Source organism: Bacteroides uniformis (genome assembly GCF_025147485.1).
Lineage (GTDB): Bacteria > Bacteroidota > Bacteroidia > Bacteroidales > Bacteroidaceae > Bacteroides > Bacteroides uniformis.
Window position 1 is genome coordinate 2,838,024 of the sequence record NZ_CP102263.1, and the last position, 17,936, is coordinate 2,855,959.

Genomic DNA, 17,936 nt, shown 5'->3' on the forward strand with positions numbered 1-17,936 from the left:
TTTACAAGTGTACCGGTATCTTGTCCACTCTTCGTTGGTGGCGTCCGCCTTCGAATGGTGTACTGAAGAATTCCCTCATAATCATGTCGGCTTCTTCGGTACTGATGAATCGCCCTGGCATGACAAGCACATTGGCATCATTGTGCTGGCGTGCCAAATGGGCTATTTCTGCCGTCCAGCAGAGGGCTGCGCGGATACCCTGATGCTTGTTCAGCGTTATGCTGATACCTTCACCGCTTCCGCAGATGGCAATTCCCGGATAGCACTCTCCGGCTTCAACGGCCAGTGCCAAAGGATGTGCAAAGTCGGGATAGTCGCAACTCTCGGTTGAGTAGGTCCCGAAGTCCTTGTAAGCCCAGCCTTTGGCTTCCAACCAGCCGCGAACATATTCCTTCAATTCGAAGCCTGCATGGTCGGAACAGATTCCTATTGTTTTCATGATGGTCAGTTAATATACCAATGTGCCAATGTGCTGATGCCTGCAGCTTGTAGGGCGCGGGCAATCAGCACATCAGCACATTGGATAATGATTATAACATTGCTTTTACTTGTTTGTAAACGTTCTCTGCGGTGAAACCGAGCTTTTCGTCCAGCACTTTATAAGGTGCCGAGAATCCGAATGATTCCAATCCCCATACTTTACCGCGGGGACCTACCAGCCCTTGCAGTGTGACGGGCAGACCGGCTGTCAGGCCGAATACCTTGGCACCACACGGGATAATGCCTTCTTGATATCCCGGAGCTTGGCTACGGAACAGACCTTCGGAAGGAACGGACACGATACGCACCTTGATGCCATCCTTGCGCAGCAATTCAGTACCGGCTACCAATGTGGCAACTTCCGAGCCTGAAGCAACGAGGATTATATTTGGATTTTCATCGGAGCCGGCTACAATATAAGCGCCTTTGGCAGCTTGTTCGTAATCGTTGCCTTCGGGCAGGTTGGCGATGTTCTGGCGGGAGAAAATCAAACCGGTTGGGGTTGTGGTATTTTCCATTGCCAGTTTCCATGCCACAGTTGTTTCTTCTGCATCTGCCGGGCGGAGTACCAACATGGAATTATGTCCCTTGTGGTTTTTCAGTTTTTCCATCAGGCGGATTTGGGCTTCCTGCTCTACCGGTTCATGGGTAGGACCGTCTTCACCTACACGGAAGGCATCGTGTGTCCAGATGAACTTCACGGGAACTTCCATCAGGGCTGCCATACGTACGGCAGGTTTCATGTAGTCGGAGAATACGAAGAAAGTTCCGCAAGCGGGGATTACACCGCCATGCAGTGCCATACCGATACAGCAACATGCCATAGTCAGCTCGGCAACACCGGCCTGGAAGAATGCACCGCTGAAGTCACCTTTCTTGAAGGCATGTGTTTTCTTGAGGAATCCGTCTGTCTTGTCGGAATTGGAAAGGTCGGCAGAAGCAACAATCATATTTTCTACTTGAGTGGCGAGAGCACTGAGCACAGTGGCAGATGCTGCGCGGGTGGCAACGCCTGCTTTCTGTTCGATGGCGGCCCAATTCACTTCGGGAGCCTTGCCGGAGAAGAACATTTCCAGTTTGGCAGCCTTTTCCGGATTGGCTTTTGCCCATACGGCTTTGGCTGCATACTTTTCAGCCATGATTTTCTTCAGCTCAGTTGCACGCTTGGCATATAGTTCGGCCACTTCGGGGAAGATGACAAACGGATTTGTCGGGTCACCACCCAAATTCTTGATAGTGTTTATATAAGCGTCGCCGCCCAGAGGAGCACCGTGCGTGGCACAATCAGCTTCGTAGCTGCTGCCGTCTGCCTTGCGGGCACCTTTACCCATTACGGTATGGCCGATAATCAGCGTCGGACACTCTTTCTCAGCTTTGGCTTCGTTCAGTGCACCGCGGATGGCATCGGGATCGTTACCATTGATTTTAATGACTTTCCAGCCCCAAGCTTCGTATTTCTTGCCGGTATCTTCGATGGTCACATCCTTTGTCTCGGTAGAAAGCTGAATGTCGTTGGCATCATAGAACATGATGAGATTATCCAACCCTAATGCTCCGGCGATACGGCCTGAGCCTTGGGAGATTTCTTCCTGGATGCCACCGTCAGAAATATAAGCGTAGATGGTCTGTGGCATTACTTCTTCGAAACGTGCCTTCATGAACTTGGCTGCGATGGCTGCACCGACTGCAAATGTGTGTCCCTGGCCGAGCGGTCCGGAAGTGTTTTCGATGCCGCGCATGATGTCACGTTCGGGATGTCCCGGAGTAGGGCTTCCCCATTGGCGGAACTCTTTCAGTTCGTCCAGCGTGAACTTGCCGGTCAGGGCCAATGTAGAGTAAAGCATCGGTGACATGTGTCCCGGGTCGAGGAAGAAACGGTCACGACCTTCCCAAGCCGGATTTTCAGGGTCATATACCAGGAACTCTGAGAAGAGTACATTTACAAAGTCAGCACCACCCATGGCACCGCCCGGATGCCCGGAGTTGGCTTTCTCAACCATGGATGCAGCAAGGATACGGATATTGTCCGCCGCACGGTTCATAAGTTTGTTGTCGTTCATATTGAATCTAATTAATTTTGAATATTATCAATAGGTTATTTGGTCCTTGTAGGTTTTCCAAGGGCAAAGATAACTCTTTATGCGTAATTCACAACACTCGAAGAGTGTCTTTTTTATCAGTATTACTGCCTTTTTGCTGCTAAAATGATACTAAACGTATTTAGCTGATTTTGTGCGGTGCACGGTAGTTTTACTGTAACTCAATAGTAACGATTGATTTGGCCGGAAGTTTAATCTTGAGAATATCTTTATTGATTTTTACCTCTTTGAACGGAACGGGTTTCACATTGTCGGGATTTTCAAATGAATTGTAGTCCGTCAGATTGGTGGAAGTCAATATTTCACCAACTGCTTTCTTGGCTTTCGTTCCAGACAGATTGATGGTCACTTCCTGTGCATTGTCTGCATCTACGTTGGACATGGAAATGTGTATCTTGCCGTTTGGGTCTTTGGAGGCGGTAGCGCTGACCATTGGTATTCTGCGGTTGTCGCGTACATCCATCATGTCGCAGTTCAGCTCAAGAGGAATGTAGGTGGCATCCTGGTGTACATTGTACATTTTGAATACATAATAAGTGGGGGTGAGTACCATGTTTTTTCCGCTGGTCAGAATCATGGATTGCAATACATTGACGATTTGGGCAATGTTTGCCATTTTCAGACGGTCGGTATATTTATGGAAGATGTCGAAGCTGAGGGAAGCGACAAAAGCATCACGCAATGTATTCTGTTGGTACAGATGTCCGGGATTGGTACCCGGTTCAGTGTCCCACCAGGTTCCCCATTCGTCAAGCATAAGAGCCACGTTCTTTTGAGGGTCGTATTCATCCATAATGGTGCAATGCTTCTTGATGACATCTTCTATTTCGCGGCATTTGCCCAGTGTCCAGTAATAGTCGTCTTTACTGAATTGGGTGGCGGCGCCTTTACTGCCGTTCCATCCGCTGACGGTATAGTAGTGCAAGGAAAGACCGTGCATACGGCCGCCTACGCGGTCCATCAGCACTTTGGTCCAGTTATAGTCGTAGTCGCTGGCACCGCTGGCTATCTTGAAAAGACTATTGCCGTCATAGTTGCGGCAGTAGGTGGAATAGCGGCGGTAGAGGTCGGCATAATATTCGGGACGCATGCTTCCACCGCAACCCCAGCTTTCGTTACCCACGCCGAGGTATTTTACTTTCCAGGCTTTGTCGCGACCGTTCTGGCGGCGCAGGCGTGCCATGGGGGAGTCTCCTTCGGAGGTCATGTATTCCACCCATTTGGCAAGTTCTTCTACGGTACCACTGCCTACGTTTCCACTGATATAGGGTTCACATCCCAGCATTTCGCAGAGATTGAGGAACTCATGGGTTCCGAAACTGTTGTCTTCGATAGTGCCTCCCCAGTTGTTGTTCACCATTTTGGGGCGGTTTTCTTTAGGGCCGATACCGTCCATCCAGTGGTATTCATCGGCAAAGCAGCCTCCCGGCCAGCGAAGGACGGGTACACGGAGCTCCTTCAGTGCATTGAATACGTCGGTGCGATAACCGTTGATGTTGGGAATATCGGAGTTTTCACCTACCCAAAGTCCACCATAGATACAAGTTCCCAAATGCTCTGCAAATTGGCCGTAGATTTCTTTGGGAATGATTTGCCCGCTCTGGTCTGTGTGTAAAGTGATAGTGGCACTTTTCTGTGCGAAGAGTGACAACGAGGTGGAGAGAAATATGCTACTGATAAATAACTTTGTGTTCATAGTTTTTTAGTGTTATTAAATACTTAGTTCTTGAATCTTACTGCTGCTTCTTCGATGGGCAAACCAGCTTTATAGCTTTCGATGTAGGTGTTGAATCCGCTTACATCTTCGGCTGTCGGTGAGATTTCAATACCGGCATTTCCGGTGAATACATGCTTGTCCAGGAAGTCGGCAAGGGATTGGTCGTTTCCGTTGTTTGCAAGGTAGGAAGCGAGGAGGGCAATACCCCAGGCACCACCTTCGCCGGCTGTTTCCATAACGGAAATGGGTGAATTGATGGCAGCTGCCAGTATTCTCTGGCCTACTCCTTTGGTTTTGAAGAGTCCTCCGTGACCGGTGATTCTGTCTACTCTGATTTTCTCTTCATTGAAAAGGATGTCGTTGCCGATTTTGAGAACTCCCACTGAAGCATACAGATGGGTGCGCATGAAGTTGGCAAGGTTGAACTTGTCGTTTGCCGAACGTACAAACAGTGGACGTCCGGCTGCCAGTCCCGTTATAGGCTCGCCTGATATGTAGTTGTAAGAGATGAGGCCTCCGCAATCTGCATTGCCTGTCAGGGCGTGGTTATAGAGTTTTCCGTAGATTTCGTCCATATCTACGGGGATACCCATCAGTTCCTGGTATTCTTTGAAAATATTGATCCAGGCATTGAGGTCGGAAGTGCAGTTGTTGCAATGCACCATAGCTACGAGGCTTCCGTCGGGGGTGGTTACCATGTCAATCATTTCGTAGGGCTTGGACAATTCTTTTTCCAATACAATCATTGAGAAAGAGGAGGTGCCTGCCGATACGTTTCCAGTGCGCTGCTTTACGGCGTTGGTGGCAACCATGCCGGTTCCAGCGTCACCTTCGGGTGGACAGACGGGAATTCCTGCTTTCAGATGTCCCGATACGTCGAGGCGACTGGCTCCTTCGGGAGTAAGGAAGCCTGCGTTTTCACCGGCCGACAATACCTTCGGCAGAATATCCCGAAGTTTCCAGTCGTATCCTTTCGGAGCAATAAGTTTGTCGAACTTATCCACCATTTCAGAAGAATAGTTTTTGGTGATGGGATCGATGGGGAGCATACCGGAGGCATCTCCTATGCCCAGTACCTTTTGGCCGGTTATTTGCCAGTGGACAAAACCTGCAAGGGTGGTCAGGTAATTGATGGATGGAACGTGCTCTTCATTATCCAGGATGGCTTGGTAGAGGTGGGAGATGCTCCAACGCAGAGGGATGTTGTAGACAAATAGTTCGGATAGGGCTGCGGCAGCCTGGCTGGTATTAGTATTTCTCCAGGTACGGAAGGGTACAAGGATTTCTTCTTTTTCATTGAATGCCATATAGCCGTGCATCATGGCACTGACACCGATGGCTGCCAGGGTTTCTATCTCTGTATCGTAGAGGCTCTTTACATTGGTACGAAGGTCTGCGTAGCAATCCTGCAACCCATACCAGACAGCCTCGACGCTATATGTCCACAGTCCGTCGACTAACTGATTCTCCCAAGTATGGCTTCCCTGGGCGATGGGTTTGTTTTCCTGGTCAATCAAAACCGCCTTGATTCGTGTGGAACCGAGTTCTATACCAAGGATGGCCTTACCTGCCTCAATGGTTGATTTTGCATCTAATTTCATGGTATTAATGATAAATTACGGATTTATAGTACGATTATAAACTACGGATTACTGATTGCAAACTACTAGTTACGTTTGTGGTACGTGTAATTAGTAGTCCGCAATCGGTAATCTGTAATGATTATCAGCAAAGTGCCTTGTTCAGCATATAGTAGACTTCATTCATACGCAATTCTTTTTTGAACTCGCTAATGGTGGTATTTTCATCGATAACCACCATTTCGATGCCGGCCATTTCGGCAAAGTCTTCCCAATATTCCACCGTCAAGTCGTAGGAGAAGCTGGTATGATGTGTACCTCCGGCCAGAATCCAGGCTGCAGCGCCCACCTCGAGGTTGGGCATTGGAATCCACAGTGCACTGGCAACGGGCAACTTGGGCAGAGGCTTGCTCTTGATGCATTCTACTTTGTTCACAATGAGGCGGAAGCGGTTGCCCAGGTCTACGATGGTAGCGGCTACACCTTCACCTTGCTTGCTGGTAAATACCAGGCGGGCTGTTTCGCTGTCGATACCGATGCTCAGACGGTGCACTTCCAGTTTCGGCTTCTGTTCGGCAATCAGTGGACAGACTTCCAACATATGTGCTTGCAGGATGGCGCTCTTTTCTCCGTCGAAGTTCAGCGTATAGTCTTCAAGGAAGGAGCACCCCTTCGGCATACCTTGACTCATCACCCAAGTGGTACGGTACAGTGCTGCAGTTTTCCAGTCGCCTTCGGCACCGAAGCCGTAACCTTCTGCCATCAGTCGCTGTGAGGCCAGTCCGGGGATTTGGTCAAAGTCGCCCAAATCGTTGAAGTTGGTGGTGAAGCCTTTGGCACCCGTGTCTTTCAGCACGCGGCGAATGGCGATTTCGGCCTTGGCGGAGTTCCATACTTTGGTGTAGGCTTCCGTACGTGCGTCTTCCAGTTCGGGAGCGTGGTCGTAGAGCTTGAAGTATTCTGCTACGAGTGCCTTCACGTCCTCGTCGCTGACAGCATTGTAGTATGTCATCACATCATTGATGGGATAGTAGTCCACATGATAGCCCAATACCTGTTCGGCGCTGACCTTGTCACCGTCTGTCACAGCCACGTTGTTCATCTGGTCGCCGAAGCGGATGATGAGCATATCCTGCGCATCAGCCCATGCGGCAGCTACGCGCATCCATGCGGCAATCTGGTTTTGGGCTTTTTCGTCCTGCCAGTGGCCTACTACCACTTTGCGGTTCTTTCGCATACGTGTCACAATGTGTCCGAACTCGCGGTCGCCGTGAGCCGATTGGTTCAGGTTCATAAAATCCATGTCCATCGTCTCCCAGGGAATTTCCTTGTTGAACTGTGTATGGAAGTGTAGTAATGGCTTCTTCAGTTCCTGCAAACCGTGAATCCACATTTTGGCAGGAGAGAAGGTGTGCATCCAGGTGATGACCCCGATACACTTTTCGTCGTTGTTGGCGGCCTTGAAGGCAGCAGTTACTTCTTTGGATGAATTGACCGTACCTTTATATACTACCTTTACGGGCAGTTTCCCGGAATCATTCAGACCTTTCACCATTTCATTGCTATGTGCGTCTACCGCGATAACTGCGTCACCTCCGTACAAGAGCTGTGCTCCGGTTACGAACCATACTTCATATTGTTCAAATGCGTTCATACAATTTATTTTTATAGTTTATATTTAAAGAATGATAGTTATTTCTGTCCATAATAAGCGTTAGGACCGTGCTTGCGGCTGAAATGCTTTTCTATCAGTAACGGATTCATGGTCAGATTGGGGTTCACGGCATAGGCTATACTTGCCATTTTTGCCACCTGCTCCATCACTACGGCATTATGTACCGCTTCGTGTGCGTCTTTTCCCCACGAGAAAGGACCGTGGTTCTTTACCAATACTCCGGGAGTATGTACCGGGTTCAGCCCCTCAAAGCGTTTTACGATGACATTTCCCGTTTCCAGTTCATACGCTCCTTCCACTTCCTCCTTCGTCATGTCTGCTGTGCAGGGTATGGCGTCGTGGAAGTAATCGGCATGTGTTGTCCCGATATTCGGTATGTCACATCCGGCTTGTGCCCAGGCTGTGGCGTAAGTAGAGTGCGTGTGCACCACACCGCCGATTTCGGGGAATGCTTTATAGAGAACCAGGTGGGTCGGCGTGTCTGAAGAGGGCTTTAACCGTCCTTCCACGACCTTGCCGTCAAGATTCACTACCACCATATCCTCTGCTTTCATTTCATCGTAACTCACCCCACTGGGCTTGATGACTACCAGACCAGATTCGCGGTCAATGCCCGATACATTGCCCCATGTGAAGATAACCAATCCGTGCTTCACCAGTTCAAGGTTAGCATGGAATACTTTGTCTTTCAGTGCTTCCAGCATATTATTTAAATTACTAATTACAAGTTGTTGAATATTAGGTTCTCAGAGCTTAAATTTCGGAGCTTTGCGGTATGCCTTCTCATTAAACTGATATAAAGCAGCTCCACGTTTGGACCCCGTTTTGTCTATTTTGTCAGTTTTTTCTATATAGTCCATTTCTGCTATGCGTTTTCGGAAGTTCCGTTTGTCAATGCTCTCGCCGTATATAGCTTCGTATAAGCTTTGCAGTTGTGACAGCGTGAACAGTTTAGGTAGTAGATTAAAGCCGATTGGTTCGGTGGACGCTTTTTGTTGCATCAACTTCCGAGCTTTCTCCACCATTTGCGGATGATCAAAGATTAGCGCTGGCAGTTCATTGATATTTACCCAGAAAGCATTGTGTTGCTGTACGGATTCTTTGTCGTATTCGTTGATGTTGATGAGCGCATAGTAAACAATGGAGACTACGCGTTCTCCTGGGTCACGATCTATGGCTCCGAAAGCTTGGACTTGTTCCATATATACATCTTCCAGTCCGGTTAGTTCATTCAGGACTCGTTTGGCTGCATCATCCACGCTTTCGTCTTCCTGCACGAATCCACCCATCAGCGACCATTCGCCCATTGCCGGTTCGAAGTTACGCTTCAGCAACAGCAGGTTCAATTCTCCTTCATTGAAACCGAAAATAATGCAGTCGATACCTACATAAAGTTTCGGATTTGAACTATAGTAATTACTCATATCTTAATTTTTGTTTAAGGGGTATGCTGCATGGATATATATCATAGCAACATACCGATTTACCAGAAATACCAATAAAAAGCAGCAGTAATACCCAGGATGATAAGGGTATGAATGATATCCCATTTATTCCAACTCGCACGTGTAGCTGCTTTTTGTTCAGGAGTTGAAGTTCCGAATACCAGCCCTTGAATCTTTTCAGCGCTTGGGGCAGCTGTAAACATGCTGACTGCGATAACCACTACGATGCAGAACAAGAACATCCATCCGCAGAAAAACAGCCAGTTCATATCATAGAACAGATACTTGAAGGTACTGCTTGACACATCTCCTACATTGCTGTAATATACTTTTGCCCCCAGACGGGTTAAACCGATAATCATTCCGGCAATCAGTCCCCACATACCGCCTTGTGCAGAGGTGCGTTTCCAGCAGATCCCCAAGAGGAAGGCTGCGGCAATGCCTGGTGCTAATACAGATTGTACATCTTGTAAGTAGGTGTAAAGTACATCGCCTACACTGCGCATAATGGGAATCCAGAGTATACCCAATATCACAATCGCAACAGTTGCCATCTGTCCAATTCCTACCAGCTTTTTTTCAGAAGTGTTCGGCTTGAAACGTTTGTAGAAGTCAATGGTGAAAAGCATAGCAGATGAGTTGAACAAAGATGCGAGAGAACTCATCAATGCTGCAAGAATACCGCAAACAACCAAACCTTTGACTCCTGCAGGAAGCAATTTTGCTACTAGAGTTGGGAAAGCAGCATCTGCATTGGCATTTCCGTTTGCCAGCATAGGTAGAAAACCTTCTCCCCCGGTTCCGAGATATTTTTGGTGTAATGCGAAAGCAATCATGCCTGGGATAAGGAATAAGAATACGGGCAATAATTTCAGGTAAGCTCCGAAGATGGTACCGCGCCGTGCTTCCTTTTCATTCTTTCCGGAAAGTACGCGTTGCACGATGAACTGGTCTGTACACCAATACCAGAATCCGATAATGGCTGAACCAATCAGTGCACCCAACCAAGGGAAGTTAGGGTCGTTATTACTGCGTATAAGTTCTGTCATTGTGTTGCCATAATCGTTCACTGTGACTGCACCGCAGATTCTCATCATCTCATCCCAGCCTCCCAATTCTTTGAAGCCGAGTACAAGGATTATCAGTGAACCTAACAGCAAGATGGGGGTCTGCAGGATGGAGGTATAAAGTACCGACTTCATTCCTCCGAAGATTGTGTAGAGCGCAGTCAGTATAACCAGACCGATGGCGGCAATCCAAAAGAAGTCGATTCCCCAAAGTTCTTTTATACCGAATACTTGTTGGAATACTAATCCTCCTGCATAAACCGTCACGGCAACTTTTGTCAGTACATAGCTGATTAAAGATATTACAGACAATATTGTACGTGATTGTGGATTATAGCGACGTTCTAGGAATTCAGGCATCGTGAATACCATGCTTCGCGAATAGAACGGTACGAATACCCAGCCTAAGATAAGGATCATCCAACCTTGTATTTCCCAATGTGCCATCGCCATACCGCTGGAAGCACCGGCACCGGCTAATCCGATTAAGTGTTCCGAACCGATGTTGGATGCAAAGATAGATGCACCGATAGCGAGCCATGTGGCATCACGACCACCTAAAAAATAGTCTGCTGAGTCATTCTGTTTCTGTTTGACAACCCAGACAATAATTCCAATCAAAGCCAGGAAAAAGATTCCAATGACTAACCAATCTAATGTTTCCACGATAATAAATGATTTATAAGGTTATTGTTATTTTTCTACGGAAAATTTGAAGACACATTCACTGTTGTAAATTTGTCCGGGTTCCAGTACGACAGAAGGCCATTGGGATTTGTTGGGGCTATCCGGATAATGTTGTGTCTCGAGGCATACGGAAGCGCGCTGGTTGTAAGTAATGCCTTTTTTACCTTTTACGGTGCCATCCAGGAAATTCCCGGTATATACTTGTATGCCTGGCTCATTGGTATAAACTTCCAGGGTGATGCCGCTTATAGGCGATGTCAGTTTGGCTGCCACTTGGGATAGGTCACCTTTAGTATTCAGTACCCAATTGTGGTCATATCCGTTTCCGTTCTTTATTTGTTCAAAGTCCGTCCGGTTGATGTCTTGTGCCACACTCTTGGGAGTGGTAAAGTCCATTGGTGTTTCTTTGACGGAGATGATGTCACCCGTTGTCATGAAAGTACTGTCTACCGGAGTATAGTTGTCTGCATTGATGTATAAGATGTGGTCTGTTGCTGCCTTTGAAGGGTCACCTGATAAATTGAAATAAGAATGGTTAGTCATATTGATAACCGTCTTTTGGTCTGTTGTTGCACTGTATTTTATATCAATGGCATTGTCATCCGTTAACTTGAAAAGTACTTTTGCCGTAACATTACCCGGGAAATTCTCGTCTCCATCCGGTGAAATGCGGGTGAGCTCCAGAGTTGTGCTGTCAATGGGATTGGCACTGTATACTTGGTATTGCCATCCTTTGGGGCCACCGTGCAGGCAATGTCCGAAATTGTTCTGTGGTAACTGTATGGTATCTCCGTCAAGAACGATTTTCCCTTGATTAATCCGGTTGGCGTAGCGTCCGATAGAAGCACCAAAGTCACTTGGAATGTTGATGTAATCGGCAATGCTGTCAAAGCCCAATACTACATCCTGCATAACTCCATTTTTGTCGGGTACCATAATGGATACAATACGTCCCCCAAAGTTTGTGATGCATACTTCCATGCCCGCTTTATTCTTCAGCGTATAAAGCTGTGTCTGGGCGTCATTGACTGTTGTTTGGAATTTTACTGGATCAAGACCGGACAGCGTAAGCGTTGTTTCTGTCTTTTGATTGCACGCAGTTAGCATCATTGCGGCAATTCCTGCAAGTAGAACATGTCTTTTCATGGTTTTGTATTTAATGTAAATGAGATGATTATCTTTCTTTGGGTGTAAAAGTAACACTTTTCTTTAGTGTAGGCTGTACACTTTTATATGTTATGCAACATAAGTGTCAAGAAACATATCTGTGCCAACTGGCTGTACAGATAGATGTGTTCGGAATAAACTTCTCGGATGATTTTGTTTTTAGAGTGGAAAACGGTGGAATAGGGGAGAAGAAAAAGGCGCTTCCCATTACTGGGAAACGCCTTTTATTTGAATGCTGATGTCTATTATTCTAATCTGCGGGCACCGTCGCTGATGACTACATCATATACTTTTGGGCTTCTGCCGAACTTCTTCTTGAATTCATCTTTTGCTTTTTCGATGAATGTACTGTACAATTCATCCTTTACCAGATTGATTGTACATCCACCGAATCCACCGCCCATGACACGTGAACCGGTAACTCCACAATCGAATGCAAGGTCATTCAGAAAATCGAGTTCTTCGCAGCTTACTTCATACAACTTACTCATGCCATGATGTGTTTCATACATCTTTTGGCCTACAGTTTCATAATCGCCTTTCTCCAGGGCGTCGCAAACGTCGAGTACGCGTTGAATCTCTTCGATGACATATTCTGCACGCATATAGTCTTCTGCGCTGATGTCGGCTTTGGCTTCTTCCAGCATGCCCATGGTAACGTCACGCAGGAATTCTACGTGTGGATGCTTCTTCTGAACAGCGGCAACAGCAGCTTCGCAGCTTTGACGACGTTTGTTGTATGCTGAAGATGCAAGTTCGTGTTTCACTACAGAATCTACAAGAACCAGACGATAGCCTTGCGGGTCGAATGGGAAATACTGATATTCCAGTGAACGGCAATCCAGGCGGATGAGGCTTCCTTTCTTTCCGAATACAGAAGCAAATTGGTCCATGATACCACAGTTTACGCCACAATAGTTGTGTTCTGTAGATTGTCCCACTTTTGCCAATTCAAATTTGTCTATTTTGTTGTCACCGAACAAGTCGTTCAAAGCATAGGCATAGGTACTTTCCAAAGCTGCTGAAGAGGACATTCCTGCACCCAGAGGCACATCGCCTGCAAAAGCTGTATTGAAACCTTTTACATCTACACCGCGTTTCATCATTTCCCGGCACACGCCAAAGATATATCTTGCCCAGCTTGCGCGGGGTGCATCTTCTTCATTCAAGCCAAATTCCACATAATCTTTCAGGTCGATGGAATAAGCTTTTACTGTGTTTGTGCCGTTGGGCTTTATTTCTGCAATCATTCCCTTATCGATTGCTCCGGGGAATACAAAACCACCGTTATAGTCTGTATGCTCACCGATAAGGTTGATGCGACCCGGAGAAGCATAAACAGCTCCCGTTGTTCCGTCAAAGTGCTTGATGAAACGGCTTCTTACGTATTCTATATCCATGATATTTATATTTTATAAGGTGAATAAATAAATTACCTATATTTTCTTGTTAATCGACCTTGATGTCCTTATTGACATTTTTGCAGCCTACCAAACCGTAGAACAACAGATAGCCAAGGGCTGCGATGATAACCCAGTAACTCGGCATGAAACCTGCAATGTCGGCCACCAAACCTTGGATAACGGGCAAGATGCCGCCGCCGCATACCAATACCATGAACAGACCGGAAGCCGCTGCCAGATATTTACCCAATCCTTCTACGGCCAGATTAAAGATACCACCCCACATGATGGAAGTACACAGACCTACCAGTACCAGATACATTGCGTTGATAGGTACTTCTGCAAATCCGAAAGAGAGACCTCCCGTAGCACTTTGTTGGAGTACCGGCAGATTGACAAGCGAACCGGTAGATGAGAAGATGGCAAGGAATACCAAAAGTAAGCCTAATGCGGAAGTAAAGGTAAGCATTGCCTTACTGGAGATTTTTGCACCCAATGAAGCGCCGGCCAGACGTCCAATCAGCATGAGGAACCAATATGTACCTACAACAAAACCGGAAATGGTGGAAGAAATGCCTGCTCCTCCCTTTTCAATCGGATCGGTCAAAAACAAGTTCAGAGTACCCGGTACACCAACTTCGACACCTACATATACAAAGATTGCTATAGCTCCCAAAATGAAGTGGCGGAATTTTAAAGCGCCTGACATCAACTTACCGATAGGTTCTGTTGAAGTTGCAGCATTGGGTTCCGGTATGGGCACAATCAAAAGAACGAAGAACGCGATGGCAAATACAGCCATTGCTGTGTACATTACAGGGAATATCTGAGAGATAGTAGCTTTTTCAATGGAACCGGCAATCAGGATACCTACGAACATCGGAGTAATGGTGGCCATTACGGAGTTGAAAGAACCACCCACTTGGATAAGCTGGTTTCCTTTGTTACCTTCGCCGCCGAGCTTGTTCAGCATCGGGTTGACTACCGTATTAAGCAAACACATGGAGAAACCGGCGATGAAAGCGCCAATCAAATATACGGCAAAAGCCATATCAGGGCTTGAATGACCTGATAAATATTGGATACCTACACCGATAAAGCCTACAGCTACTGCTATCAATGCCGTTTTTTTATACCCTACCCGTTGTAGTAAGATGCCGCTTGGTATTCCCATCACTGCATATGCAATAAAGTTACCAAAGTTACCCAACATTCCTAAAGCGTTGGATACTGAAAACTGATTTTTCAGTACGATTCCCATAGGGGCAGCAAGGTTGGTAACAAATGAAATCATACCAAAAAGGAAGATCATCGTGATAATTGCGATGAGTTTACCATTCTGTTTTTGTTGTGTCATGGTTTTGTAAAATTAATAAGTTTATAAATTGGATTAGTTATTTCATTCTTGTACACCAAACTTGTAGATTGTCACTTGCTGGTACTCATCACCCGGTAGCAATACTGCCGACGGAAAATGGGACTTGTTGGGCGTATCGGGAAAACACTGGGCCTCAAAGCAGACTGCACTTCTTGCAGGGAAAGTGGCTCCATGGGCACCTTCAAAGCCCCCGAGCCAGTTTCCTGTGTAGAGCTGGACGCCATTTTCAGTGGTATATACTTCCATCGTTCGCCCGCTGTTGGGCTCTATGCAGGTGGCTGCAAGGCTCAGCTCTCCACTTTCAGTCTTGTTCAGTACATAGCAATGGTCATATCCTGTGCCATTCACAATTTGCGTATGTTTCTCATCAATTCGTTCACCAAGAGTATGGGGAGTACGGAAATCCATAGGAGTACCTTCTACCTTCAATATCTCTCCGGTAGGAATGGATACTTCATCGATGGGTACATAAAAATCTGCGTTGATGGTAACAATATTGTTTAAGACTGTAGGGGAGGGATTGGCTATACCGGCAAGATTGAAGAAACCGTGATTGGTCAGATTGACGATGGTGGCTTTATCGGTAGTAGCCCGGTATTCGATGACCAGAGCATTGGTCTCATCCTCCAGGCGATAAGTCATTTCTACTTCGAGATTTCCGGGGAAGCCCTCTTCGCCGTCAGCGGATGTGTAGTTGAAGATGACTGTTGATGGCTCTGGCTGGACAGCATCCCATACACGGGTATGAAAACCAGTCGGACCACCATGCAGTGAGTTGGGACCATTGTTGATTGCCAATTGGTGCTCTTCGCCGTATAAAGTAAACTTTCCTTTAGCTATCCGGTTACCGTAGCGTCCGATGGTAGTGTTTAGAAAAGGTTCCGGGCTGTTGATTACATGTTCAATACTGTCGTGTCCTAATACAACATTGGCATATTTGCCATTTTTGTCGGGTACCATGATGGAAAGTATTGCACAGCCGTAATTAGTAACTGCAACTTCCATTCCCTGGGCATTCTTCAGGATAAACAAATCTGTCTTTTTGTTATTTATATCCTTTTGAAAGTCTTTTTGGTTCAAACCGGACAAATTACTTTCTGTTGGAGTAGTGTTTATCATATCCATGGTATTAATTAAATTTCTTGCAAATAAAAAGAAATTCTTTTGTTCCCCCAAGTAATTGGAAGGAAATGTGGAGAACATTTTAGGAAAGTTTAGCGTTTAACAAATGGAATACAAATTGATATTTTTTGTATGTTTGCCCCCGGAATCTAAAAAAATCACATCATTAACAGAAAGTTCTAATAAAAACAACGAATGTATCCTCTAAAATTTGAGCCTATTCTGAAGCAGACGCTTTGGGGAGGCGACAAGATTATTCCATTCAAACATTTGAATGATACCCTTGCCAATGTAGGCGAGAGTTGGGAAGTGTCGGCAGTAGAAGGCAGTGAGTCTATAGTGGCCAATGGTGCAGACAAAGGATTGACGCTGCCGGATATGGTCAGAAAATATAAGGAAGACCTGGTAGGAGAAGCCAACTATGCACGTTTCGGAAATAAGTTTCCTTTATTGATAAAGTTTATTGATGCCAAGTTGGACTTGTCGATTCAGGTACACCCGGGTGACGAGTTGGCTAAGAAACGTCATAACAGTTTTGGTAAAAATGAAATGTGGTATGTTATTGCTGCTGACCAGGGTGCCAAGCTGATTTCCGGTTTTGCAGAGCAGATTACTCCGAAAGAATATAAGGAACGAGTGTATAATGGTACGTTTGCGGATGTTCTGCAGACTTGCGCCATTAAACCGGGCGATGTGTTTTATGTGCCTGCAGGTCGGGTACATGGAATCGGTGCGGGAGCTTTTGTAGCAGAAATACAGCAAACGTCGGATATCACTTACCGTATTTTTGATTACAATCGTAAGGATAGGGATGGTAAATCAAGAGAACTGCATACAAGCCAGGCCATTGATGCCATTAATTTTGCAGATGTGCAGGACGATTTTCGTACGGAGTACGAGCAGGTGCAGAATGAACCGGTAGAAATGGTGGCAAGCCCGTATTTCACGACTTCCATCTATGATATGACGGAAGAAATCACTTGTGACTATTCTGAACTGGATTCTTTTGTTATCTTTATTTGTGTGGAGGGTTCTTGCCGTATTATTGATAATGAGAAGAATGAAGTTTCCGTACAAGCGGGCGAAACAATCCTGCTGCCAGCTGCAACCCAAGAAGTGACGATTGTGCCTGAAGGAGCAGTGAAGTTGCTTGAGACGTACGTATAAAAGTGCTCAGACTATATCGGATAAAAAAAGAGGGGATGACTGTTATGGCCATCCCCTCTTTTTTTATCCGATATTCTATCTCTTTCTTCCAAATATTTTTCTGAATTTCTTCATTACCTTTACCCCCAATACTATACCGTCAAAAACAGCCATACCCGTGTTGAATGCTCTCATCATGGCATTTGCCTTGTTGGTAGCTGGTTCCAGCGGAGCAAAAATTTCTTGTGTAAGCCCAGTCATGATTTCTTTCTGGAGTCGTATTTCTTGTAGCAGCATGGCTTTTTTCTGGGCGATGCTTTCTAAAGTGACGGGAGTCGTATTGGTCGTATTATCCATGAATATTTCGAATTAATTGTCTAAGAATAATTCTGCGATAAGTTTTACTGTCGGATCAATAATGAGCTTTTTGCGGAATAGGACAAGCAGAACGATGAGTAGGATATGGAAGCACGTGATAAGTGCAAAACTCATCATTAGCCCGCCTACCAGCGGAGCTAAAATATAGACCAGCGTAAACGACAGATGAAACAGAACCACTACGCCGAGTATGACGACCAATAGCACCAATAAAAGCGTAGAAAGCAGTTTGGACAGTTTTTCGGTGACTTCCAGTTTGGTATATTCTTTTTGCAGCTCCAGGTATTTCTTGAATTCAATGAAGAGCTGCTGCATATTTTCTATACTTTTGTCGTCTGCAAACATAGTGGTTCTGTTTTTTACCTTATTCCGTTACCTCACCTTTGATTTCCGCAGCAATTTCATCTACCAAGTCTTCCATTTCGCTTCGGTTCAGACGAATCCCTTTCTTACGGAGAATTTCTGCGATTTTGTTACGGGTGTCTTCTCCTTTTTCAGGAGCAAATAAGATACCGAGGGCTGCACCTACTGCGGCGCCACCCAGGAAAGCTGCTAAAACATTTAATCCTTTCATAATGATATTCCTTTCTTT

At 46.0% G+C, this 17,936-nt stretch carries 16 protein-coding genes; 1 reads left to right on the forward strand and 15 read right to left on the reverse strand.

Annotated features, from left to right (window positions below; genetic code table 11):
* Window position 1 precedes the first annotated feature (1 nt).
* The 12 genes from rpiB to NQ510_RS11175 form a co-directional block, all read right to left on the reverse strand.
* Window positions 2–439: a ribose 5-phosphate isomerase B gene (gene rpiB / locus NQ510_RS11120; protein WP_005826596.1), complete on the reverse strand. Its 438-nt coding sequence runs from the start codon at window positions 437–439 to the stop codon at window positions 2–4.
* 91 nt (window positions 440–530) lie between these two features.
* Window positions 531–2,540: a transketolase family protein gene (locus NQ510_RS11125; protein ID WP_005826595.1), complete on the reverse strand. Its 2,010-nt coding sequence runs from the start codon at window positions 2,538–2,540 to the stop codon at window positions 531–533.
* Between the two features lie 190 nt (window positions 2,541–2,730).
* A complete protein-coding gene (locus tag NQ510_RS11130; protein ID WP_034525510.1) occupies window positions 2,731–4,275 on the reverse strand; it encodes an alpha-N-arabinofuranosidase in 1,545 nt (514 codons plus the stop codon).
* Between the two features lie 23 nt (window positions 4,276–4,298).
* Window positions 4,299–5,897: a xylulokinase gene (locus tag NQ510_RS11135; RefSeq protein WP_005826589.1), complete on the reverse strand. Its 1,599-nt coding sequence runs from the start codon at window positions 5,895–5,897 to the stop codon at window positions 4,299–4,301.
* A gap of 124 nt (window positions 5,898–6,021) precedes the next feature.
* On the reverse strand, window positions 6,022–7,530 hold the full coding sequence (araA, locus tag NQ510_RS11140) for an L-arabinose isomerase (RefSeq protein WP_005826587.1): 1,509 nt from the start codon (window positions 7,528–7,530) through the stop codon (window positions 6,022–6,024).
* Between the two features lie 38 nt (window positions 7,531–7,568).
* On the reverse strand, window positions 7,569–8,255 hold the full coding sequence (locus NQ510_RS11145; RefSeq protein ID WP_005826585.1) for an L-ribulose-5-phosphate 4-epimerase: 687 nt from the start codon (window positions 8,253–8,255) through the stop codon (window positions 7,569–7,571).
* 42 nt (window positions 8,256–8,297) lie between these two features.
* Window positions 8,298–8,975, reverse strand: coding sequence for an NUDIX hydrolase (locus tag NQ510_RS11150; protein ID WP_005826583.1), 678 nt, complete (start codon window positions 8,973–8,975; stop codon window positions 8,298–8,300).
* Between the two features lie 59 nt (window positions 8,976–9,034).
* The gene (locus tag NQ510_RS11155) at window positions 9,035–10,729 is read right to left on the reverse strand and encodes a sodium:solute symporter (RefSeq protein WP_005826581.1); all 1,695 of its coding nucleotides are present in this window, start codon (window positions 10,727–10,729) and stop codon (window positions 9,035–9,037) included.
* 27 nt (window positions 10,730–10,756) lie between these two features.
* A complete protein-coding gene (locus NQ510_RS11160) occupies window positions 10,757–11,896 on the reverse strand; it encodes an aldose epimerase family protein (RefSeq protein WP_008663672.1) in 1,140 nt (379 codons plus the stop codon).
* A 266-nt stretch (window positions 11,897–12,162) separates the two neighbouring features.
* On the reverse strand, window positions 12,163–13,317 hold the full coding sequence (galK, locus tag NQ510_RS11165; RefSeq protein ID WP_005826576.1) for a galactokinase: 1,155 nt from the start codon (window positions 13,315–13,317) through the stop codon (window positions 12,163–12,165).
* Window positions 13,318–13,366: 49 nt separating this feature from the next.
* The gene (locus tag NQ510_RS11170) at window positions 13,367–14,677 is read right to left on the reverse strand and encodes a sugar MFS transporter (RefSeq protein ID WP_005826573.1); all 1,311 of its coding nucleotides are present in this window, start codon (window positions 14,675–14,677) and stop codon (window positions 13,367–13,369) included.
* A gap of 42 nt (window positions 14,678–14,719) precedes the next feature.
* Window positions 14,720–15,817, reverse strand: coding sequence for an aldose epimerase family protein (locus NQ510_RS11175; protein WP_034523370.1), 1,098 nt, complete (start codon window positions 15,815–15,817; stop codon window positions 14,720–14,722).
* A 198-nt stretch (window positions 15,818–16,015) separates the two neighbouring features.
* Between NQ510_RS11175 and NQ510_RS11180 the strand changes: the two genes are divergently transcribed.
* Window positions 16,016–16,987 (forward strand): type I phosphomannose isomerase catalytic subunit, encoded by a 972-nt coding sequence (locus NQ510_RS11180; protein ID WP_005826571.1) that lies wholly within the window; start codon window positions 16,016–16,018, stop codon window positions 16,985–16,987.
* A 75-nt stretch (window positions 16,988–17,062) separates the two neighbouring features.
* On the opposite strand, the gene NQ510_RS11185 is transcribed toward NQ510_RS11180, so the two are convergent.
* Genes NQ510_RS11185 through NQ510_RS11195 form a run of 3 tightly spaced genes read right to left on the reverse strand, consistent with a single transcriptional unit; the run spans window position 17,063 to window position 17,918 of the window.
* Entirely contained in the window at window positions 17,063–17,323 is a 261-nt protein-coding gene (locus tag NQ510_RS11185; protein ID WP_005826570.1) for a hypothetical protein, read from the reverse strand.
* A 12-nt stretch (window positions 17,324–17,335) separates the two neighbouring features.
* On the reverse strand, window positions 17,336–17,689 hold the full coding sequence (locus tag NQ510_RS11190; protein WP_005826569.1) for a phage holin family protein: 354 nt from the start codon (window positions 17,687–17,689) through the stop codon (window positions 17,336–17,338).
* Between the two features lie 19 nt (window positions 17,690–17,708).
* Complete coding sequence (locus NQ510_RS11195) at window positions 17,709–17,918, reverse strand: YtxH domain-containing protein (RefSeq protein WP_005826568.1); 210 nt, start codon at window positions 17,916–17,918, stop codon at window positions 17,709–17,711.
* Window positions 17,919–17,936: the final 18 nt, after the last annotated feature.

What these genes read in the sequence shown, in the direction of transcription:
- rpiB (WP_005826596.1), bottom strand. Translation starts at nt 439, where the DNA reads ATGAAAACAATAGGAATCTGTTCCGACCATGCAGGCTTCGAATTGAAG.
- NQ510_RS11130 (WP_034525510.1), bottom strand. Translation starts at nt 4,275, where the DNA reads ATGAACACAAAGTTATTTATCAGTAGCATATTTCTCTCCACCTCGTTG.
- NQ510_RS11195 (WP_005826568.1), bottom strand. Translation starts at nt 17,918, where the DNA reads ATGAAAGGATTAAATGTTTTAGCAGCTTTCCTGGGTGGCGCCGCAGTA.
- araA (WP_005826587.1), bottom strand. Translation starts at nt 7,530, where the DNA reads ATGAACGCATTTGAACAATATGAAGTATGGTTCGTAACCGGAGCACAG.
- NQ510_RS11190 (WP_005826569.1), bottom strand. Translation starts at nt 17,689, where the DNA reads ATGTTTGCAGACGACAAAAGTATAGAAAATATGCAGCAGCTCTTCATT.
- NQ510_RS11185 (WP_005826570.1), bottom strand. Translation starts at nt 17,323, where the DNA reads ATGGATAATACGACCAATACGACTCCCGTCACTTTAGAAAGCATCGCC.
- NQ510_RS11125 (WP_005826595.1), bottom strand. Translation starts at nt 2,540, where the DNA reads ATGAACGACAACAAACTTATGAACCGTGCGGCGGACAATATCCGTATC.
- galK (WP_005826576.1), bottom strand. Translation starts at nt 13,317, where the DNA reads ATGGATATAGAATACGTAAGAAGCCGTTTCATCAAGCACTTTGACGGA.
- NQ510_RS11180 (WP_005826571.1), top strand. Translation starts at nt 16,016, where the DNA reads ATGTATCCTCTAAAATTTGAGCCTATTCTGAAGCAGACGCTTTGGGGA.
- NQ510_RS11145 (WP_005826585.1), bottom strand. Translation starts at nt 8,255, where the DNA reads ATGCTGGAAGCACTGAAAGACAAAGTATTCCATGCTAACCTTGAACTG.
- NQ510_RS11175 (WP_034523370.1), bottom strand. Translation starts at nt 15,817, where the DNA reads ATGATAAACACTACTCCAACAGAAAGTAATTTGTCCGGTTTGAACCAA.
- NQ510_RS11160 (WP_008663672.1), bottom strand. Translation starts at nt 11,896, where the DNA reads ATGAAAAGACATGTTCTACTTGCAGGAATTGCCGCAATGATGCTAACT.
- NQ510_RS11135 (WP_005826589.1), bottom strand. Translation starts at nt 5,897, where the DNA reads ATGAAATTAGATGCAAAATCAACCATTGAGGCAGGTAAGGCCATCCTT.
- NQ510_RS11170 (WP_005826573.1), bottom strand. Translation starts at nt 14,677, where the DNA reads ATGACACAACAAAAACAGAATGGTAAACTCATCGCAATTATCACGATG.
- NQ510_RS11150 (WP_005826583.1), bottom strand. Translation starts at nt 8,975, where the DNA reads ATGAGTAATTACTATAGTTCAAATCCGAAACTTTATGTAGGTATCGAC.